This window comes from Streptomyces sp. NPDC054849 (assembly GCF_053610945.1).
Window position 1 is genome coordinate 22,446 of sequence record NZ_JBSGZI010000016.1, and the last position, 21,114, is coordinate 43,559.

The 21,114-nt window shown below is 71.7% G+C and carries 17 protein-coding genes; 12 read left to right on the forward strand and 5 right to left on the reverse strand.

Annotated elements, in window-relative coordinates:
• Positions 1-5: 5 nt before the first annotated feature.
• Positions 6-941, reverse strand: a complete 936-nt coding sequence (locus ACWGIF_RS10140; RefSeq protein ID WP_453493851.1) for an ion transporter — start codon at positions 939-941, stop codon at positions 6-8.
• Between the two features lie 567 nt (positions 942-1,508).
• Between ACWGIF_RS10140 and ACWGIF_RS10145 the strand changes: the two genes are divergently transcribed.
• From ACWGIF_RS10145 to ACWGIF_RS10195, 11 genes are all read left to right on the forward strand, one after another.
• Complete coding sequence (locus tag ACWGIF_RS10145) at positions 1,509-1,898, forward strand: hypothetical protein (protein ID WP_453493854.1); 390 nt, start codon at positions 1,509-1,511, stop codon at positions 1,896-1,898.
• A 90-nt stretch (positions 1,899-1,988) separates the two neighbouring features.
• On the forward strand, positions 1,989-3,299 hold the full coding sequence (locus ACWGIF_RS10150) for a hypothetical protein (protein WP_453493856.1): 1,311 nt from the start codon (positions 1,989-1,991) through the stop codon (positions 3,297-3,299).
• A gap of 208 nt (positions 3,300-3,507) precedes the next feature.
• Positions 3,508-4,107, forward strand: coding sequence for an acyltransferase (locus tag ACWGIF_RS10155; RefSeq protein WP_453493859.1), 600 nt, complete (start codon positions 3,508-3,510; stop codon positions 4,105-4,107).
• 428 nt (positions 4,108-4,535) lie between these two features.
• Positions 4,536-5,705, forward strand: a complete 1,170-nt coding sequence (locus ACWGIF_RS10160; protein ID WP_453493862.1) for a hypothetical protein — start codon at positions 4,536-4,538, stop codon at positions 5,703-5,705.
• Positions 5,702-6,472, forward strand: coding sequence for a WecB/TagA/CpsF family glycosyltransferase (locus ACWGIF_RS10165; RefSeq protein WP_453493864.1), 771 nt, complete (start codon positions 5,702-5,704; stop codon positions 6,470-6,472). Before ACWGIF_RS10160 ends, ACWGIF_RS10165 begins: the two co-directional genes overlap by 4 nt.
• On the forward strand, positions 6,472-7,728 hold the full coding sequence (locus ACWGIF_RS10170; protein ID WP_453493867.1) for a nucleotide sugar dehydrogenase: 1,257 nt from the start codon (positions 6,472-6,474) through the stop codon (positions 7,726-7,728). Before ACWGIF_RS10165 ends, ACWGIF_RS10170 begins: the two co-directional genes overlap by 1 nt.
• 3 nt (positions 7,729-7,731) lie before the next feature.
• Positions 7,732-8,874 (forward strand): non-hydrolyzing UDP-N-acetylglucosamine 2-epimerase, encoded by a 1,143-nt coding sequence (gene wecB / locus ACWGIF_RS10175; protein ID WP_453493870.1) that lies wholly within the window; start codon positions 7,732-7,734, stop codon positions 8,872-8,874.
• Positions 8,875-8,895: 21 nt separating this feature from the next.
• The gene (locus tag ACWGIF_RS10180) at positions 8,896-9,690 is read left to right on the forward strand and encodes a chain length determinant protein (protein WP_453493873.1); all 795 of its coding nucleotides are present in this window, start codon (positions 8,896-8,898) and stop codon (positions 9,688-9,690) included.
• Entirely contained in the window at positions 9,687-11,135 is a 1,449-nt protein-coding gene (locus ACWGIF_RS10185) for an oligosaccharide flippase family protein (protein ID WP_453493876.1), read from the forward strand. Before ACWGIF_RS10180 ends, ACWGIF_RS10185 begins: the two co-directional genes overlap by 4 nt.
• A 6-nt stretch (positions 11,136-11,141) precedes the next feature.
• On the forward strand, positions 11,142-12,200 hold the full coding sequence (locus tag ACWGIF_RS10190; protein WP_453493879.1) for a hypothetical protein: 1,059 nt from the start codon (positions 11,142-11,144) through the stop codon (positions 12,198-12,200).
• Positions 12,201-12,212: 12 nt separating this feature from the next.
• Positions 12,213-13,022 carry a glycosyltransferase family 2 protein gene (locus tag ACWGIF_RS10195; RefSeq protein WP_453493882.1) on the forward strand — a complete coding sequence of 270 codons (810 nt, stop codon included), beginning with the start codon at positions 12,213-12,215 and terminating at the stop codon, positions 13,020-13,022.
• On the opposite strand, the gene ACWGIF_RS10200 is transcribed toward ACWGIF_RS10195, so the two are convergent.
• Positions 13,023-14,009 carry a glycosyltransferase gene (locus tag ACWGIF_RS10200; RefSeq protein ID WP_453493885.1) on the reverse strand — a complete coding sequence of 329 codons (987 nt, stop codon included), beginning with the start codon at positions 14,007-14,009 and terminating at the stop codon, positions 13,023-13,025.
• A complete protein-coding gene (locus ACWGIF_RS10205) occupies positions 13,940-15,976 on the reverse strand; it encodes an O-antigen ligase family protein (RefSeq protein ID WP_453493888.1) in 2,037 nt (678 codons plus the stop codon). The genes ACWGIF_RS10200 and ACWGIF_RS10205 overlap by 70 nt, the downstream gene beginning before the upstream one ends.
• An 80-nt stretch (positions 15,977-16,056) precedes the next feature.
• Here ACWGIF_RS10205 and ACWGIF_RS10210 point away from each other — a divergent pair, with 80 nt between their 5' ends.
• On the forward strand, positions 16,057-16,752 hold the full coding sequence (locus ACWGIF_RS10210; RefSeq protein ID WP_453493891.1) for a hypothetical protein: 696 nt from the start codon (positions 16,057-16,059) through the stop codon (positions 16,750-16,752).
• 17 nt (positions 16,753-16,769) lie between these two features.
• Here the strand turns inward: ACWGIF_RS10210 and ACWGIF_RS10215 are convergent, their stop codons facing one another.
• Positions 16,770-17,819, reverse strand: a complete 1,050-nt coding sequence (locus tag ACWGIF_RS10215; protein ID WP_453493894.1) for a glycosyltransferase — start codon at positions 17,817-17,819, stop codon at positions 16,770-16,772.
• Positions 17,816-21,112 carry a DUF4082 domain-containing protein gene (locus ACWGIF_RS10220; RefSeq protein WP_453493897.1) on the reverse strand — a complete coding sequence of 1,099 codons (3,297 nt, stop codon included), beginning with the start codon at positions 21,110-21,112 and terminating at the stop codon, positions 17,816-17,818. The genes ACWGIF_RS10215 and ACWGIF_RS10220 overlap by 4 nt, the downstream gene beginning before the upstream one ends.
• Between the last annotated feature and the right edge of the window lie 2 nt (positions 21,113-21,114).

The window sequence follows — 21,114 nt, forward strand, 5'->3', positions numbered from 1 at the left end:
ACCCCTCACGGCCCGCTGTGCGAGGCCTCCAACTGCCGTCCCGGGCGGCCGTCCGTCGTCGGGAGGCTCGCCTCGATCTCGTCCAGGGCCCGGCGGGCCGTGGCGATCCGCTCCCGGACGTCGGGGCTCTCGCCCGGGCCGGCGCCCGGGCCCGTACCCGCGCCCGTGGGGGGCGACCCGGGCTGCTTCGGGTTGCGGTCGGCCTCGTCCTCGATCTCGCGGGCCTCGTCGAGGGAGTTGAGGACGACCCCGATGAGGACGTTCACCAGCACGAAGGAGGCGAGCAGTGCGTAGGAGGCGTAGTAGATGATGCTGAACCGGGAGATCTGCAGCCCCGCCCGGACGGCGTCGGTCAGGCCGTCGAGCGTGGTCAGCAGGAAGAGGGTGAGCATGGCCCGGCCCACGGAGCCGTAGTGCTGCGGGTCGGAGTCGGCGAAGCAGAGCCAGCCGACCATGGCGTACACGTAGAGCACCAGCGCGCCGACGAACAGGAAGCTGGCGGTGCCCGGCACGCTGCGGCCGACGGCGATCAACAGGATGCGCAGGTGCGGCAGGAAGCGCGCGGTGCGCAGCACGCGGGCCAGCCGCAGCAGCCGCAGCAGGGTGGTGTTCTCGCGTACGAGCGGGACGAAGGCGGAGGTCACGACGACGAGGTCGAAGAGGTTCCACGGGTCGCGGAAGAATGCTTTCGGCCGGTCGGCGCACGCCCCCACGCGCAGCAGCATCTCCAGGGTGAACAGCGTGAGGCAGCAGTTCTCCGCGGCCTGCAGCACCCGGCGGTGCTCCGCGGCGAGCCCGCTGTACGTCTCCACCCCCATCAGTGCGGCGTTGAACAGGATCGCGCAGAAGACGACCAACCCGAAGGCGGGGGCCTCCGTGGCCACCCGGCATCGGGCTGCCAGCTTCATCCGTCCGCGTCCGGCCGGCTTCGGGTCTGTCATCGTGCTCCTCATACTCTCGACTGCACCGCGGGCGAACGGCGGCCCACCCTTCTAACGCGGCACAGCCGATCGGGTTTCACCACTTTGCGCACGCCAACGCGCCGACTCGGGCGGGTTGACCGCTGAAACGGTCTGCGACGGGGACGGCCGCGTCCGGTCCCGCGGGTGGCGGCCGGACGGTCGGCTCCAAGAGGAGATCGTTGAGGGCAGCCCCGCCCGAAACACGACGCCTCCCTAGTCCGTTCTTCCCTCCTCAAGCCACGGGAAGGCAGCCTGCCCGGCGGGGTCGTCGTCGGACGGCTCCCCGACGGGACGGAGCACCGTACCGGCATCCGCTGCATGCCAACGGCCGGGCCCTCGCCCCGAACCGGCAGCGTGGAATGATCAGGAGATGACCGAAACGAGCAGTGAGGACGGCCGCGCCCTCCGGCGCGAGACCGGACACGTCGTCAACGGGGTGCGCACCGTGTGCCCGGACACCGGGGCGGGGGTCTGACGATGGGCCGCCTCTGGGACAAGTGGACCGGCACCGAGTATCCCGACAGCGGTGTCAGACCGCTACCGACCATGGAACTCCGTGAAGCGCTGCTCGCGCTGGGCGGCCTCGACGTACCGTTCAGCGTGCGCCGGGCCTTCCCCAAGGAGAAGGCCGACCTGGTGGCGGAGTGCAAGATCCCGATAGCGAGGCTGACGCTCAAGACCCGCATGCGCCTGGTGCCGGCGAAGCACGAGGTGCTCGTGCTGGAGGAGCGGTGGGAGCCGTCGCACGAATCCGGTCAGCAGTACGGCCGGGGCGGCTTCAAGGTGTACCGGCAGTGGGAGCTGCAGCGTGGTCCCGACGGCCGTCGGCACAAGGTCGAGACGTTGCGATTCGACACGCGGGACGTGAGAGATCCCCTGCGCACCGTGGTCCTCAACGCGGGGTGGACGTGGCGCGGAGTGCTGTTCCGGTACTGACCGGCCGGTCGGGCCGTGTCACGGTCCTCGTCCATCGTGGAACCGATCCTCCCTCAGACGTAGGCTGCTGTCGGCGAACAAGGGGAGACGATGACTGACGACCGCAAGACGACCGTGCCCGTGTGGACGCTGGCGACCGCTGACGTCCGAGTGCCGGGGTTGACCGCGGGCGAGTCGATGACGGCTGATCGCCTGGCTGAACTGCGCGGAGTGCTGGCCGTCCTGGCCGACGAGCCGATCGTCACGCTTGAGGTACATCCGCTGCCCGACGAGATCGACCGCGGCCGTGGCATCCCGCTCGACGCCGTGAGTCCCCTGGCGCAGCACCTGTCACAGTTCGTCACGCAATCGGCGCGAAGCTCCCTTACCGTGGCCAGAGCCACCGCTTCCGGTGAGGGCCTGTATCGCATGGTGGTCCCGGCGAAGGTCGCCGCTCAGTTCGGGCAGGGCATCGTTCGCCCGATGGTGTCGAAGGGGGCGGCCGGTGGCATCTACGGTGAGCTCGTGAACTCGACGGGCAGGATCGCCTCCAAGGCGAGCTTCGTGCCGGTCGGGGGAGCGGCAGCGGCGGGCACGGTCGGCGGGGCCGGTGCGACCGCCGGTGCCGCAGCCGCCGGCGGCACGGCGCTCACCGTGGCCGCTCCGCTCGTGCTCATGGCCGTGGCGGTAGGGGTGAGCGCGCACGCCGACCACAAGCGCCAGCAGGCCATCGAACACATCACGAAACTGCTGGAGCAGCTTCAGGAGGAGAAGCTCGACGACGAGCACAGCGAACTCGACGGCTGCCGGGACGCCATCGACAAAGCCACTGCCATTCTGCTCGACCAGGGCAAGCTCGGTGTCTCGCTGGGACTCGACTCGGCGGTGCACGCCATCAACACGGCGCTGGGCAAAGCCGACCGCCGCCTTGCCCGATGGCAGAGCGCGCTTGACCGACTGCCCGAGGGCGAGGCCGTCGAACTCGGCACGTTGACCAGGTCGTTCCCCGGCGTCGACGACCATGGCGGCACGTTCCGCACCCACCTCGAACTCGCTTCCCTGGCTATCGCGCTGAAGCGGCGGGTGGTTGTCCTCCAGGCCGTCGAGCACGCCCAGAGCGACGCCGGGAATCCGTTCGAGAACTTCACCCGCACACTCAGGCGCGATCAGCAGCGCCTCGACGAACTGGAGTCGAGCATCGCCGGTGTCCTGGTACGCCTGTCGGCACTGGAACTGGCACGCCCGAACGGTTTGCGACCCGTCTTCACGACGGGTGAAGTCGATCGCCTCATGAGCGCGGCACACCGGATTCACACGTTGGGTGACGGTGTAACGGTCAACAGCCGCCCGACAGACGTGGCGATCGAGATCGCCCGCGACAAGGACGGCTCGGTGGTCGTGTTCCCTGCGCTGCCCGCGTAGGCGCAAACGCGCGGGGTCGGTACCGGTCGGGTGAACCGCCGGTGTTGTCCCCTCGGGGGCCAAGTGCGTGGCAGGAACAGTCGGTTGATCCACGGGTGGGGTGGCCGGCGGGCGCATATGCTCGCCCCGTACATCCGCACACCCGTACACCCGTACATCCGTACACCCGTGCCTCCGCACGCCTCGCGAACCGTAAGGGGACCGCGCCGTGAGCGTCCGCATTCAACCCTCCTCGCAGGTCGACGAGAGCGCCGAACTCGGCGAGGGGACCACGATCTGGGACCTGGCGCAGATACGGGAGGAGGCCCGGCTCGGGCGCGGCTGCATCGTGGGGCGCGGCGCGTACGTGGGACCGGGCGTGTGGATCGGGGACCACGTGAAGCTGCAGAACTACGCCCTCGTCTACGAGCCCGCCGTACTCGGGGACGGGGTGTTCATCGGTCCGGCGGCCGTCCTCACCAACGACTTCTACCCGCGCGCGGTCGACCCCGACGGCCGGCTGAAGCGCGACGGCGACTGGGAGGCCGCCGGGGTCGTGGTCGCCGAAGGGGCCTCGCTGGGCGCCCGCTCCGTGTGCGTGGCCGGGGTGCGCGTCGGGCGCTGGGCGCTGGTCGCGGCCGGCGCGGTGGTGTCCAGGGACGTCCCGGACTTCGCGCTGGTGGCGGGGGTGCCGGCCCGTCGGATCGGCTGGGTGGGCCGGGCCGGGGTGCGCCTGGTGGAGCGCGCGGATGAGCCGGGTACCTGGGAGTGCCCGCGCACCGGTCTGCTGCACGACGAGAAGGACGGCACGCTCACCGAGCGAACCTGACGGAAAGTCGGCAATTCAGGGCACCGGCATTTCCTCAAAACCACAATCAACGAACATCCATGGGCATACCGTGTCCCTGCACACGGGATCTGAGCAGGCAACAGGCCTTGCTCAGTGGGGGGTTGTGTACGACGAGGGCACCGCCGGCAGAGCCGGGCGGCGCGGGTTCACCGCGCCCTCCGACGCTGCCGAGCACGCGTGTGCCCGGGTCCGGGGCATCGCTGGGGGGTCCAGTGGCGGCCGTCGGACGGTTCGTGCCGTGGCGTGAAGACGCTGCGTGCACGGGCGCGTCACGCGCAGTTCCCCTCCGCCGGGCGACGGCCGCCAGGTCCGCCCGAGGAGCGATCAGAGGGGGTAGGTGTGTGGGAGCCGTACTGCTCGGACATACGGGGTGCGCGCAGCACCCGGGGAGCCGGGGTGGGGACCCGATGACCACCACGCGATTAGGAGCACTGGCCCGCGAGGACCAGCCGCTGCACGCCCTCGCCGAGCGGCTGCTCGCGCTGGCCGAGGCAGGACTGCCCGAGATGTACCTGCCGGAGGCCGAGACCTTCGTGTTCACCCGGGCGGGGAGCATCTCGCCCGACGGCACCCGCCGCGTGGAGCAGCGGGGGACCAGCACCCGGTACGCGGCCATCACCGCACTAGGCGCCCGGTTCCTGCCCGGGGACCGGCAGCGCGCCCTGTTCGGCGGCCGCTCCGCCGAGGAGTTCGCCGGACTGCTCGTGGAGCGGCTGCCGGGAGTGGTGAACCTCGGCGACGCGGCGCTCGTCGCCTGGGCGGCCGCCGAGACCGGCCACCCCAAACTGTCCGACGCCCTCGACCGGGTGGCCGCCCTGGACGCGCCGGGACGCCCCCGGTACACCGTCGAGGCGGCCTGGGTGCTCTCCGCCCTCGTGGCCGCGCGCGCCGTGGTCGACGTGGAGGACCGCCTCGCGGCCGCCAGGAACAGGCTGCTGGCCGCCCGGATCGGCGACGGCCCGCTCTTCCCGCACGCCACCGGGCCCGGACTCGTCCCCGGATACCGGTCCCACGTGGCGTGCTTCGCCGACCAGACCTATCCGCTGCAGGCGCTGGCCCGGCTGCACGCGAGCGGCGGGGACCCGCAGGCGCTGGAGGCCGCCGATGCCTGCGCCGCCCGCATCTGCGACCTGCAGGGGGACGGCGGCCAGTGGTGGTGGCACTACGACGCCCGCTCGGGCGGCGTGGTGGAGGGCTATCCCGTCTACAGCGTGCACCAGCACGCGATGGCCCCGACCGCCCTGTTCGACCTGGCGGAAGCGGGCGGCACCGACTTCGGCCCGGCGATCCGCCGGGGGCTGCGCTGGATGACGGAGGTGCCCGAACTCGCCGGTCCCGACGGGACCCCGCGGGAGCCGATGATCCGCGAGGACTTCGGCGTCACCTGGCGCAAGGTCCACCGCGGCGATCCGAAGAAGGCGGTCCGCGCCGCCCGCGGACTCACCACCCGGGTGGCACCGGGTGCGCGGCTCGCACCGCTGGACCGGATCTTCCGCCCCGTCGCGGTGGACCGGGAGTGCCGGCCGTACGAGTTCGGCTGGCTCCTGTTCGCCTGGCTCGGGGGTCCCCGGAGATGACTCGACGACACACCCTCTTCGGGGTCGGGCTCGACGCCCTGACCATGGACGAGACCGTGCAGCGCTGCCTCGACGCGGTGCGGCGGGGCGAACAGATCGAGATCGGGATGGTCAACGCCGCCAAGCTGGTCAACATGCGGCGCGACCCCCGCCTCGCCGCGGCGGTGGCCGGCTGCGACCTCGTCCTGGCCGACGGCCAGGCGGTGGTCTGGGCGGGCCGCGTCCTCGGGGTCCGGCTGCCGGAACGGGTCGCGGGCATCGACCTGTTCATGCGCCTGCTCGCCGCCGCCGAGGTGGCGGACATCCCCGTCTACCTGCTCGGCGCCGAACAACGGGTCCTGGAGCTGATGCTCGGGCAGATCGCGGAACGCTTCCCGAAACTGCAGGTGGCCGGCAGCCGCAACGGCTACTTCGACGACTCCGGCCAGCAGGCGATCGCCGACGCCGTCGCGGACAGCCGCGCGCGGCTGCTGTTCCTCGGCATGACCTCACCCAAGAAGGAGATCTTCACCGCGGGCTACGGCAAACGCACCGGCGTGAACGTCGTGCACGGCGTCGGCGGCTCCTTCGACATCCTCGCCGGCATCACCAGACGAGCCCCTCTGCTCTGGCAGCGGATGGGACTCGAATGGTTCTACCGCACCCTCCAGGAACCGCGCCGCCTCGGCAGGCGCTACCTCACCACCAACGCAGCCTTCCTCGCCATGACGGTCCGGGAGCTCATCCACCGCACACCGTCCGCCGGTTCCGCGAACAGGAGTCACTGATGCGCGTCGTCGTCGTGGGACAGGGATACGTCGGACTGCCGCTGGCCATCCGGGCCGCCGAGGTCGGACACCAGGTGATCGGGTACGACGTGGACGCGCGGCGGGTCAAGAGCCTCGCCGCCGGTGAGTCGTACGTGGAGGACGTCTCCTCCGAACGGCTGAACCGGGCGCTGGCGAACGGCACCTACCGCGCCACCGAACTGGCCCGCGACTGCGGCGGCTTCGACGTCGCCGTCGTCACGGTCCCGACCCCGTTACAGGACGGAGCCCCCGACCTGCGCTACATCGAGGAGTCGGCGCACACCCTGGCCCGCTTCCTGCGCCCGGGCGCGACGGTCGTCCTGGAGTCCACCACCTACCCGGGCACCACCGAGGAGCTGTTCGCCCCCATCCTGGAGGACGGCTCCGGGCTCACCGCGGGCGAGGACTTCCACCTCGGCTACAGCCCTGAGCGGATCGACCCCGGCAACACCGTGTGGGGCTTCCAGCAGACCCCCAAGGTGGTCTCCGGCGTCGACGCCCGTTCCCTGAAGGCCGTCGAGGCCTTCTACGGGGAACTCGTCGACACCACGGTGCCGGTGCGCTCGCCCAAGGAGGCCGAACTGGCCAAACTGCTGGAGAACACCTTCCGGCACGTGAACATCGCCCTGGTCAACGAGATAGCGATGTTCGCCCGCCACCTCGACATCGACGTCTGGCAGGCCATCGAGGCGGCGTCCAGCAAGCCCTTCGGCTTCATGAAGTTCACCCCCGGCCCGGGCGTCGGCGGTCACTGCCTGCCGATCGACCCCTCGTATCTGAACTGGCGCGTGCAGCGTGAACTCGGCCAGAACTTCCGCTTCGTCGAACTCGCCAACGACATCAACAACCACATGCCCGAGTACGTGACGCGCCGCGTGATCGACGCGCTCAACGCCAGGCGCCGCTCGGTCAACGGCTCCCGGGTCCTGCTGCTCGGGCTGGCGTACAAGAAGAACACCGGCGACGCGCGGGAGTCACCCGCCGTACGCATCGCGCAGCTGCTCCTCGACATGGGGGCCAGGGTCCGCGCGGCCGATCCCCACGTGGTGGAGAGCATCAAGGTCGACGCCCGCCTCGTACGGGTCGAGCCGACCCGCAAGGAGCTGGCGGCCGCCGACGTGGTCGTCCTGCTCACCGACCACGACTCCTTCGACTACCGGATGGTCACCGAGCACGCCTCCTTCGTCCTCGACTGCCGCAACCGGGTGTCCGGACCCACGGTGGAGGTGCTCTGAGCGATGACCAGGATCATCTGCGTGGCCGGGGCCCGGCCCAACTACATGAAGATCAAACCGGTGATGGACGCACTGGAGCGCCGCGGCGCCGAGGTGGTCCTCGTCCACACCGGGCAGCACTACGACGAGTCCATGAACGACGTGTTCTTCCGCGACCTGGGCATCCGCCCGCCCGACCGGTACCTGGGTGCGGGATCCGGCACCCACGCCCAGCAGACCGGGCGGGTGATGGCCGCCTTCGAGCCGCTGCTCGACGAGCTCGCCCCGGACGCGGTCGTGGTGGTCGGCGACATCAACTCCACCCTCGCCTGCGCCCTGGTGACCGCGAAGGCCGGCCCGCTGCTGGCCCACGTGGAAGCGGGCCTGCGCAGCCGGGACTGGAGCATGCCGGAGGAGGTCAACCGGGTCGCCACCGACCGGCTCAGCGACTTCCTGCTGGCCCCCTCGCCCGACGCGGCCGCGAACCTGCGGGCGGAGGGCTACCGGGAGGACCAGATCCACGTCGTCGGCAACGTCATGATCGACACCCTGCTCGCCAACCTGGACCGGGCCAGGCGGTCCGACGTCCTGGACCGCTATGGGCTGACCCGCGGCGCATACGGCCTGGTCACCCTGCACCGCCCGGCCAACGTGGACGACCCCGCGGCGCTGCGCGGCCTGCTGAAGGCACTGGGCGAGATCGCCGGCCGCTGCCCGCTGCTGCTGCCCGTGCACCCACGGGCCGCCGAGCGGCTGGCAGAACTGGGCGTGCCCGGCGGCATCCGGCTGGTACCGGCCGCCGGATACCTCGACTTCATCGCCCTGCAGGACTCCGCCCGCCTGGTGCTCACCGACTCCGGCGGCGTCCAGGAGGAGACCACCGCCCTGGGCGTGCCCTGCGTGACCCTGCGGGAGAACACCGAGCGTCCCATCACCGTCGAGGAGGGAACCAACGTGCTGGCGGGCACGGATCCGCAACGCATCACGGACATCGTGCACCGCGTGCTCGACCATCCGCCCGCGCCGCGCTGCCCCGAACTCTGGGACGGCCGGGCGAGCGACCGCATCGCCGCGGTCCTGCTGGACGGCCCGCCCGCCCACGCCCGGCCGAGGCCCACCGACCTGGTCCCGCGCGCGGCGGCCACCGACCCGCAGCACGTGCTGTAACGCAATTCGAGGGGGAAGACCATGGATCTCGCGGAGATCTGGCGGGTCATGCGCAGGCGCTGGTACGTGCTGCTGCCCGGACTGCTGCTCACGGCGGCACTGACCGCCGCCGTGTACCTGCTGGTCCCGGTGGACTACCGGTCGCAGAGCACGGTGACCCTGCTGAACTCGAAGAAGGCCACGGTGGCCTTCGACGGCAACCCCTTCCTGAGCACCCAGGCCTCGCTCACCGGGATGGCCGACGGCCTGGCCCGCAACCTCAACTCCGACGACTCCAAGGCCGACCTCAAGTCCCTGGGCGTCACCGGAGTGCACGAGGCGAAGATCGCCGACAACGCGCTCGGCCCCTTCATGTGGCTGAGCGTCGTCGGGACCGACCCGGACGCCGTCCTGAAGTCGGACGAGCTGTTCACGGCCTACGCCGAGAAGCGGCTGCTGGAGTTCCAGACCCAGCAGTCGGTGCAGCCCGAGGCGATGATCCGGATGGCGACGATCGTGCCCCCGCAGAAACCGGAGGCGCAGACCAAGGCCAGGCTCCAGTACCTGGTCATGGCGGGCGCGCTGGGCTTCGTGCTCAGCCTGGTGGCCACCTTCTTCGTGGAGGCCCGGCGACGCGGGCCCGGCAGGCACCGGCCCGCAGCCGGCGAGGCCGGCGAGGTCGGCGAACCGGCCCCCGAGGCCGCCGCCGACCCGTCGGACACCCTGCGCATGACCGTCGCCCACCCGGCCGGTCCCCACCCCCCTGGTCTCCACCCGGCCGATCCCGATCCGGCAGGTTCCCGCCCGGCCGGTTCCTGTGCGGGTGGATCGCCGTGACCGGCCCGGGAACGGAGACCGCGGCCGGCCCGCCCGCACCGTCGCTGGGGCGCAAGGTCGGCTCAGCGGCCCGGTGGAGCCTGGTCAACACCGTCGTCATGCGCCTGGGCAACTTCGTCACCGGCATCATCCTGGCCCGCTTCTTCCTCGGCCCCGAGGCCTGGGGCGTGTACGGGATCGCCCAGACGGTCCTGCTGGTCCTGCTCTCCGCGAACGAACTCGGCGTCTCCCTCGCGATCGTGCGCTGGGAGGGCGATCCGCGCCGCTTCGCCCCGACCGTCCTCACCCTGAGCGCGGTCTCCAGCTGCCTGCTGTACGCCGTGCTGTTCGCGGCCGCCCCCGCGGTGGCCGACGTGCTCGGCTCGCCCGAGGCCTCGGGCGTGCTGCGGGTGATGTGCCTGTGCGTGGTCCTCGACGGGCTGTCCCAGGTACCCGCCGGGTTCCTCACCCGGGAGTTCGCGCAGGGCCGGCGGATGGCCGTCGACGCGCTCAACTTCGTCCTCAGCACCGCGGTGACCCTGCTGCTGGCCATGGACGGCTGGGGCGCGATGAGCTTCGCCTGGGGCTCCGTGGTGGGCAACGTGGCCGCGCTCATCGGCTGCTGCCTCGCCGCACCCGGCACCTTGAGGTTCGGCTGGGCCCGGGAACAGGCCCGCGCACTGCTGACGTTCGGGCTGCCCCTCGCCGGGGCCAGCATGCTCGCCCTCGGCGTGGTCAACGTGGACACCATGGTGGTCGGCTCGGCCCTGGACCCGCTGGCCCTGGGTTTCTACGTACTCGCCTTCAACATCTCCGGCTGGCCCGTCCGCATCGTCTCCGAAGCGGCCCGCCGCGTCTCCTTCGCCGGGTTCTCCCGGCTGGCCGGCACACCGCAGGCGCTGGCCGCCGGATTCGGGCGGGCCCTCGGCGTCGTGATGGCGGCCACCGTTCCGCTCTGCGTCCTGCTGGCCGCCCTCGCCGCCCCGATCGTGGAACTCGTCTACGGCGAGCGCTGGCTGCCCGCCGCCGGCGCCCTGCCCTGGCTGATGGCGCTCGGCCTGGTCCGCATCGGCTGCGAACTCGCCTACGACTGCCTGGTGGCCCTCGGCCGGCGCCGCTCGCTCATCGGGGTCCAGGGACTGTGGCTCCTCCTCCTGATCCCGGCGCTCGTGTTCGGCGCCCGCACCGGCGGGATCGTCGGGGTCGCACAGGGGCACGTCCTGGTCGCCGCCGTCGTCGTGGTGCCGGTGTTCGTCCTCGCCCTGCACCGCGGCGGCATCCGCCTCGGCACCGTCGCACGGGCCTGCGCATGGCCCCTCCTGGGGGGAGCGGTGATGACCGCGGTGGTCCTCGGCCTGGAGTCGTACCTCGGCGACGGAGTGCTCGCGCTCCTCGCGACCGGAGCCGCCGGCACCCTGTGCTACGCCGTGTGCCTGCTGCCCGCCCGATCGCTGATCCGGGGGTAGGCGGCCGTGACCAGGGACCGAAAACGCCTGGGGGCATGGCTGCTCGCCGGGTTGCTGCTGGCCGTCGGCCTCACCCTGTACCGGGCCGACCGCACCGGGACGAGCGAGCCCTCCGCCGGGCCCTCCGCCACCCCGGTGGCCACGCTCCCGGCGACGGCCGCGCCTACGGCCAGCCCCAGCCCCTCCGTCACACCGTCCCCGACGTCCTCGCCGGAGGCGGGCGAACCACCGCCCGCCGCACCCGCCTGCACCTCGCCCGGCACCTGCGGATTCCCCGACGCGAGCAGCACCGGCCCGCGGATCCCCCTGGAACGGCACGACACGGGGAACATGTCGATCAGGAAGGACGGCACGGTCATCAAGGGCTGGGACATCCGCGGCTCACTCGACGTCTACGCCGACGACGTCACCGTCATCGACAGCAGGATCACCTCGGCCAACTGGTGGGGGATCAACCTGCGCCCCGGCTTCAGCGGGCTGAAGGTCCTGCACACCACCATCACCGCCGTACCGGGCAAGGGCCCCGACAACGGAGGGGTGAACTACGCCGTCTCGAACATGGGCGGCAGCTCGATCGAGGTCGGCTGGTGCGACATCTCGGTGTTCGGCAACGCCCTGTCCATGGGACAGGGGGATCTGCACGACAACTACGTGCACGACCTCGTCGCCTTCCGCAACCAGGGTGGTGAATGGCAGCACACCGACGCCGTCATCAGCGGCGGCGGCAACAAGGGCCGGCTCACCATCCGCCGCAACACCCTGCTGAACTCCACCCCGGTGGACAAGGGGGCCACCGCGGCCGTCGGCCTGTTCGCCGACACCGGCGTCGTCTCCTCCGTCGTCGTCGACGGCAACTGGCTGGCCGGGGGAGCGTACGCGCTCTACGGCGGCGGCCCGGGCGCCACCGGCATCCAGGTCACGGACAACGTCTTCTCCACCCAGTACCACCCGGGAAGCGGAGCCTACGGTCCGGTCGCCGCCTGGAACGCGGGCGGCGCCGGAAACGTGTGGAAGGGCAACCGCATGTCGGACGGCAGGCCCGTCGTCCCCGAACCCACCAACTGAGACGGAGAGTTCATGATGCGCCGGATCGCACGGGCCCCTTGGGCGCTGCTCAAGCGGGTCTTCGGCTGGCTGGTGCTCTTCGAGGCGAGGAACAAACTCCTGCTGGCCCCCTCCGCCCTGCGGCTGCGGCGCTTCGAGAACACCGAGACCACCCGCCTCGCCGCCGTCCTGGGACGGCCCCCGGCCGCCCGGGTCGCCACGGTGATCGCCACCCACCGGCGCCCCGACTCACTGCGGGCGGCCGTCCGCTCGGCGCTGGACCAGACCGTCACCGACCAAGTGGTCATCGTCGTCGACGACGGGGCCGGGCTGCCCGGACTGCCTGACGACCCGAGGCTGTTCGCGGTGTCCCTGGCCCGCAACACGGCGACCGCCGGTGTCGTGCGCAACGTGGGGATCCGGCTGACGAGATCGCGCTACGTGGCCTTCCTGGACGACGACAACCTGTGGGAGCCCGACCACCTGGAGCAGGCCCTGGCGGCGCTGGAGCCGGCCGCCGGGCCCGACGCCGTCTACACCGCGCTGCGCAGGGTGCTGCCCGACGGCACGGAGCGGGACGTCCTGTCGGTGCCCTTCGACCGCCGCCGCGCCGCCCACGAGGCCTTCCTGGACACCAACGCCTTCGTGGCGCGGCGCAACCGGTCCCTGTACTTCAGCCGGCTGCCCCGCACCCCGGAGGTGCTGCCCCGCGAGGACTGGGAGCTCGTCCGCCGCTACGCACGCCGCCACGAGGTGCGCCACCTGCCCCGCCCGACGGTCCGCTACCTGGTCAACCCGGACAGCTTCTACACCGCCTGGGACGGACCGGCGCCCACCGGCTGATCAGGGCCCCGGAGCGGCGCGCAGTGCGGACCGGCCGGCCAGGGCGCGGGCCGCCGCCAGGCTGGCCGGGCGGCCGAGCATCGCCCGTGAGGTTTCCCGCAGCAGGACGGCCGCACGGAAGGCGGCGGTCGCCGCGGCCCCGTGCCGGCGGCCGTAGAGCCGGACCCGGTTGAGCGTCAGCAGGGTCCACAGCCGCGGCGACACCTGCGAGTCCCCACCGAGGTGGGTGGCCGAGGCGGCGGGCTCCAGCCGGGTGACGAAGCCGCGGTCCCGGGCGCGCAGGCAGTACTCGGTCTCCTCCGAGTAGAGGAAGAAGGACTCGTCCCAAGTCCCGCAGGCGTCCAGGCACTCCCGGGACAGGGCCATCAGCGCGCCGGTCGCCCAGTCGGCGACCGTAGGCCCCTCGTACGCCGACCGATCGGTGACCAGTTCGCTCCAGCGGGGGAAGCGCCCGGCCCGGCGATTGCCGAGCACCGCCTCGCCGAGCGCCCGGGTCACGCGGGACTCGCGGCGCAGGGAGTACAGCAGCGTCCGGCCGTCCTCCTCGTACAGCAGGGGGACGCTGATGCCGACCCGGCCGCCGCCGGGCGCGGCCGCGTCGAACGCGTCCACGAGCGCCTTGGCGCAGCCCCGCCTCATCCGGACGTCCGGATTGGACACCAGGGCCGCACGGAAGCCGCCCTCCCACCCGGCGGCGGCCCCGAGGGCGGCGTTCACCCCGGCCGCGTACCCGGCGTTGCGGCCGGTCTGGACGACCGTCGCGTCCGGGGCCAGGGAGCGGACCAGGTCCACGGTGTCGTCGGCCGAGTCGTTGTCGGCGACGACCAGGCGCCAGTCGGTCCCGGCCATGCCCGCAGGCAGCGAGGCGAGGAACTCGGCAAGCACCGGCGCGCTGTTCCAGGTGACGACGACGACGGCTATGGGACCGGGTGCCTGTCCTCGGGCCGGCGGGTCCGGGCGGCGGCGGGCGGGGCGGTTGACGGGCATGGGGACTCCACGGTGCGGGGCTCCGGCGCCGCGCGCCGGATGAAGCCGAGGTAACTGCCTCCGGCGGCGATCGTCAGGAAGAACATCCCGGCGAACATCGGGAAGCTGAGGGCGTCGAAGGTGGCGCTGATGACCAGCGAGACGAGGGCCGAGGCGAAGAACGCCTGCCCGAGTTCCCGGTCGGACTCGGTGCGGGCCAGCCTGCGGATGGCGCCGCCCTGGTGGATGCCGGTGAACAGCAGGACCAGGAGCGCGACCAGCCCCACGAAGCCCGTTTCCGCCAGGGTGAGCATGTATTGGTTGTCGGTGAAGAAGAAGAGCTCCGGCAGGAAGGTCCCGAAGCCCCGCCCGAACAGCGGGCGTTCGCCGAGGTACGGCACGATCGCGCCGTACTTGACCGTCCGGGCCTGGGTGCTGCTGTCGGAGTTCGTCAGGAAGGAGCCGAACAGGGTGGTGATCGTGCCGATCAGCCCGGGGACGATCACCTTGAAGCAGGCCACCGACCCCAGCAGCAGACCGATCGCGGCCCACCGCCGCTCCGGCTTCCAGCGCAGGACCATCACCAGGACCACGATGAGCGCACCGATGATGGAGGTCCGCGACACCGTCAGCGGCAGGGCGCCCCCCATCAGCACCACGGGCGCCCAGCGGCGCAGGGCGCTCAGGTGCCGCCGTACCGGATCGAAGGCCTGCTGCACGGCGAACGGCAGCAGGACGGCGAGCATCCCGCCGAACTCCAGAGGCTGCGCCGTCGTGGAGCGAGGCCGGGTGAACGAGCCACGGTCCAGGGTGGTGATCTGGGCGACGCTCGACTTGAGGCCCGGGATGCTGATCCCGTCGGCGATGTTGGTCGCCGTGAAGAAGTCGTAGTAGCCGATGGCGGCCACCACCGCCCCCATCACGACGGCCCGGCGCAGCAGGACGTCGAGGCGGTACCGGTCCTGGATCCCGGCGGAGACCAGGACCACCAGGGACACCCAGACGAGCAGCCCGATCAGACCGCGGTCCGCCGCGAGGACCTCCTTGTGCGAGCTGCCGCGCGTCGCGTTCGCGAGGTACGAGGCCAGGACGGAGAAGGCCAGCAGGCACATCACCACCCGGGGCAGCCGGGTCCCTGAGGCCGGCCGGATCCGGCCGGTGAGCCAGGCCGCCAGGTACCAGAACAGGCACAGGAGCGCGAACACGTTGGCCGGGGTGCCCACCCCGCCCATCCCGGGCAGGGTCAGGTTCGAGGGGATGAAGAAGGCCAGCGCCAGATAACAGCTGAGCAGGGCGGTCGCGTCCAGCTGCCGCCCCCACGGCTTGCGTCGCCCGCGCCCCCGCGGCCCAGTGGCCGGGGAGGCCGCCGCTCGCCTGCGGGCGAGCGCCGCCAGCGCGCTGTCCGTCAGGAAGGACAAAGTGAAAGCGGTGGTGGTGCCCAGGATGACGACGCCCAGCACCTGCTGGTAGCGGCTCTTGAGCTGCGGCACCGGGGTCTGCGGCAGCACCACGGGGGCGGTCTGCACGAAGTACGCGGGCTTGACCTCGGCGGCCGTCTGGAGCGCGTTGAGCTGCTCCCCGGCGAAGGCGGTGAGCGTGTTGGTCTCGTCGAGCACCTTCGACCGGTCGGTCCCCGTGACGGTCAGCGTGAGCATCGGGCCCGAGGTGTTCGCGGCGAACCCGACGGTGTAGGGGTCGGTGACGCCGAGGCCGTGCAGGTCCCGCGCCGCGTCCGTCCCCGACAGCGTCCTGATCAGCACGTCCGCGGTCACGACCAGCGAACCGCCGGCGTTGGAGAGGGGATTGCCGAAGGCGGGGGCCAGTTCGGCCACCGCCGTCGAGTCGAGCAGTGCCACCGAACTCTGCGACTGGTACGAGACGGGCACCGACCGGTACAGGTGCAGCCCCGCGAGGAGACTGATCAGAGTCAGCGGAACCATCACGTACCAGCGGCGGCGCAGCACTGCGACGATCTCACCGATGCTCACGAACACCGCCCGCAGCACGCCCCGTTGACGGCGGGCCTACCCGTGTCCTGGAAAGATCGGTCACGACGGAAGGAATCCCCGTGTCGCCTGGTGAGCTGGTCCGTGCGCTGCGTCGGCGCTGGTACGTCCTGGTCGTGGCCGCGGTGCTCGCGGCCGCCGGAGCCGTTCAGGTGCTCCACCCCGCCCGGACGTACCTGAGCACGGCGATCGTGGTGCTCAAGCCGCCGGTGACCGACAACCAGCCCAACCAGCTGGCCAATCTGCAGCCGCCGCTCGCCGCCGTCTCCTACGCGGCGGTCCAGCAGCTGGACTCGCCCGCCGGAGCGGCCGAGCTCCGCGCCGCGGGCGTCCACGGCACGTACCGGCTGATCCCGCGCAACAGCGGAACAAGCGTCACCCCCCGCTACCTGATCCCCTCGCTGCAGGTCCAGGCGGAGCAGTCCGAGCCCGTCGCGGCCGACACGGCCGTCCGGAAGATCATCGAGATCTACACGAAGCACGTGACGGACATGCAGACGCAGCAGGGGATCCCGGAGGAGGCGCAGATGAGCGTGACCCTCCTGGTGCCGCCCACCGCCGTGGCGCAGACCGGTACCAAGAGCCGGGGCCTCGCCGGGGTGGCGCTGCTGGCCGCGGTCGCCGGCGTCGCGGCGGCCCTGTGGACCGACCGGCTCCTGACACGCCGGAGCCGGCGCCGGCGTGCGGACGCCGGCGCCGGTCCGGGGACCCCGGCCGAGGAGCCCGGCCCGGCGCCCCTCGTCGGGGCGACCCGCTGAACACAGCCCAGGATTCATCAGATCCCTCGGCGCTTCCAGGACCGCCACCACAGCCACTCGCGCCCCCGGTCGGCGACGGCCGAGAGCACCAGCGGCTGGAGGTACGGCATGACGCGCGCCCCGATGCGCCGACGCCTGCGCAGCGCCCGGTACTCGGCCAGCGACGTGTAGCCCTCCGGCAGGCAGGCGGCGGCGAACTCCACGAGCTCGTCGACCGGTACCACTGCCGTGCGTCCCCGGTCGTAGGCGCGGTAGGCGCGCCGCAGCGCGTACCGGGCGAGCCGGGTCCGTGCCGCCAGCGCCAGCCGCTCGGAACCCGGGAGCAGGTCGCCGCACTTGTCGAGCACCGAGTCGAAGGCGACGAGGCGCTGGCGCAGGTCGTCGAGCTGTCCGCCGAAGTCCGTAGTGGACATGTTGTCGCCGTGAACGCGGTAGAAGGCCTGGTCGGCCCCGCGGACGTACCCCACGTCGGCGTGGGCCGCGAGCCGCATCCACATCTCGATGTCACCGGCGTGCGGCAGCTGCGGATCGTAGCCCCCGACCTTGCGCTGGAGACTGGTACGGACGACCACCTCGGGCGAGGTGATGCAGCCGGTGCCCTCCCGGAAGCGCCGGTCCAGCCACCACCGCCCGGGGTAGACCACCGAGCCGGTGGACCGGGTGCGGGCCGCGGGCAGCGGGCCGCCGTGCCGGAAGCGCAGCGGCCTGCCGTAGGCGAAGCCCGCCTCCGGATGGGCGTCGAGCAGGGCGGCGGCGCGCACCAGGGCCCCGGGGACCAGCCGGTCGTCCGCCGAGAGCAGGGCGACGTAGTCCCCGTCGGCCCACTCCAGCAGCCCCTCGTTGTAGGTGGCGATGTGACCCTGGTTGCGCTCGTGGACCCGCACCTCGATCCGGGGGTCGGCTGCCGCCAGGGCGCGCGCGACGTCCGCGGAGTCGTCGGGCGAGGCGTCGTCGATGATCAGCACCCGGACGTCCACGCCCTCCTGTTCGTCCAGGGCGCTCCTGACGCAGTCGGCCAGGAAGTGGCCGTACTTGTAGCAGGGGATCACCACGCTGACGGTGCTCACGGGCCGGACACCTCCGTCGAGCCCGACTGGACGCCGGACGGCAGGGTGGTGGTGAAGATCGGGCCGACCCAGTAGTTCACCGAGCCGAAGGTGTTCGAGGGGAAGGCCGTGGCCGGCCCGTACTTGTAGAGGCCGTTGGCGCTTCCGGCCGCATCGGCCGGGGCCACCAGCGGGTAGGAGCGGTGGGCGCCGGCGAAGTAGCCGCCGTCCACCGAGTAGTTGCCGTTCGGCGCGTGGTAGGACGCCACGTACGTGGTGCCCGCCGTGATGGGAACGGGCGTGGCGAACTGCAGCTGCTGCCAGCCCGACAGGGTCTCGCTGCCGAAGGTGCCGGTGGCCAGCAGGGTGCCGGAGGCCGACCACAGGCTGCCGGTGTGCGTACCCGTGTTGCCGGGACCCTTGTAGAAGGTGACGCCCGTGATGTAGCCGTTCACCGCGGACTGGAAACGGGTGCCCAGTTCCACGGAGTTGGCGTCGTCCCCCACGTTGGCGGTGCTCGGCGTCGCCGTGCCGCTCCACAGCGTGCAGGGGCAGTTCACCGTCGGCGGGCTCGCGCTGGTGGTGAAGTTCCACGTGGCCGGCGCCGCCATGGCGTTGCCCCACAGGTCGGATGCCTGGACGGACGCCGTGTACGTGGTGTTCAGGGCGAGTTCGGAGGAGGGGGTGAAGGTGGCGCTGTTCGAGGCGCCGAGGGTCTTGGTGCCCGGGACGGTGGCGCCGCCGGAGTCCTTCACCGTGAACACGAGCGAGTCCGCGTCGACGGCGGCGCCGAAGGTGGCCGTCACCGCCGCCGTGATCGGGGTGCCGGTCGCCGCGGACTGCGGCGAGGTCGCGGTGACCGTGGGCGGCGTCGTGCTCGCGGTGGAGGTGTCCAGGACCGCGTCCACCCAGTAGTTGCTGCCGGACGAGGCCTTGTTCGGGAATCCGCCCGTGCCGCTGTAGCGGTAGACGCCGTTTCCGCCGTCGGTGCCGCTCTTCAGCGCGGTGAGCGGGGCCAGTCCCGCGTCGCCGCCCGCGAAGGTGTTGTCGAAGGAGTAGCCGCCCTTCGGGGCGAAGTAGGAGGCGATGTAGGTGGTGTTCGGCTTGACCGGAACGGGGGAGGAGAAGTTCAGCTGCTGCCAGCCGGACGCCGTCTCGTTGGTGAAGGTGCCGGTGGCCAGGCGCTGGCCGGTGCTGCTCCACAGACTGCCGGTGTGGATCCCGGTATTGGCGGGGGACTTGTAGAACCGGACGCCGGTGATCGAACCGGCCACCGAGGAGCGGATCTTCACGCCGAGCTCGACGGCGCTGCCGTCCCCGGCGTTGACCGTGCCCGGCACGGCCGCGGCCGGCCAGATGGTGCAGGGGCACTGCTGGGGCCCCACCGTCAGCGGCACCGTGGTGGTCGCGCCGATGTTGACGCTGTCGTCCACGGCACGCACCTTGATCTGCACGGGGCCGGGGGCGGTCGGGGTCCACTGGTAGCTCCAGGAGCCCAGGCCCGTGGTCGCCTTCCAGGTCGTCCCGCCGTCGGTGGACACCTCCACGCGGGCCGCCACGCCGCCGCCGGTGTCGGCCGCCGTACCCGTGACGGTCACGGGACGCAGCGCCGGCACGGTGGCGTTCGCCGCCGGGCCGGTCACCGTGACGGCCGGGCCGACGGTGTCCGTGGAGGCGGTGGAGGCGACCAGGTCGCTCTGCAGGGACTTGGGCTGGACGCCCATGTCGGCGAACACGTTCACCGTGGCCTGCTGCATGCGCTTGTCCGCGGTGACCACCGCGTCGTCCGGGTTGCCGGTCGGCATGTCGGTCAGACCCCAGGACCACTGCACCGTGCCCGCGCCGAACACGAGCGCGTGGGAGGTCTGGTCGCGGAAGGCCACCAGGCTGTGCGTCGCGGTGCCGTTCCCGTACGTGTTTCCGTAGTCCTTCAGGAGCTTGCCGTCGTCGATGTCCACCGTGGTGGACGACATCTGGATCTGCCCGGCCGGCCGGGCGGCGTTCTCCACGTCGCTGTCCCATTCGTAGCCCAGCGTTCCGGCGGGGAAGGTGGCGGTCTGCGAGGGGGTGAGGTTCGCGACGCTGGTGTTGCGCCACAGCCGCTGCTTGGCGAAGGTTCCCGGCACGGTGATGGCGTCACTGCGGTACCCGTTGACGCTGAACAGCGAGCCCGTCAGCTGGTTCTGCGGCTGGAAGGGCCGCCCGTTGGCGGCGCTGGCCGGGTCCATGAAGGTGCCCGTCCAGATCCCGCTCGGGTCGGGGATGCCGTTCGGCTGCGGGAAGGACAGCTTGGTCTCCTTGTACGAGACCAGCGTCCGGTTCGGGGTGGAGGCGCCGTCGATGCTCGGGGCGAGGCGGGTCTTCCAGAAGACCTCGTTGCCGCTGAAGTACGTCTGGTGCACCCCGGCCCGGCGTGCGTTCAGCGCGTTCGTGAACTGCTCCTGGGTCCAGTACTCGTCGTGGCCCGAGGACATGAAGACCTTGTGGTTCCCCAGCAGGGCCGCGCCGCGGACCGACATGTCGATCCCGGACATGTAGCTCACGTCGTAGCCGTTGCGCTCCAGCCACGAGACCATCTGGAACTCGGACCCGTAGATCCCGTTGTCCCCGCCGACGTCCATGGGCCGGTTGTAGCTCACCTCGTACGCACGCCCGTCCGGGGCGGGCCCCCCGCCGTCGTACAGGTCCTGGCCGCCGTAGTTGTTGTACGCCTGCCAGGTCTGGTCGCTGGTCTGCACCACGATGTCGGAGTGGCTGGCGTCCTGGCGGACGACGAACGGGTAGGGCATCACCCCGTTGCCGTCGGCCTGGTCGAAGTTGACGACGTACAGGCCGGAGACGGCGTCGGCCGGGACGGTCCACGTCGCCGTGACCGGCCAGTTACCGCAGTCGACCAGGCCGGTGGAGGCCTTGGTGGTGCACGCGGCCGGGTTCCCGCCCGGCGCGAAGTTCGCCGGGTGCGTCTGGGCCGCCTGGGCCGCGGTCGACTGCAGGCGGGCCCCGTCGCCTCCGTAGTGGCCGAGGCGGTAGACGGAGACGCGGTACGGCGTCGGCGACTGGATCTTGAACTGCACGGTGTCGCCCGCCTGGACGCTCGTCTGCGCGGGGAACCCCTTGATGTCGCCGTACGCGCTGGGCGCGAACCAGTCCTCCATCGGCGTGCCCGGCTTGGAGTTCTCGCACACGATCGCGTTCGTGGCGGGACCGCAGGGATCGGCCGCACCGGCGACCGTGGCCGGCGGCAGGACCGTGGCCATCAGGGCCGCGACCACGGTGAAGAGACCGTACCGGAGCTGCCTTGTCCGTCTGTTCATCT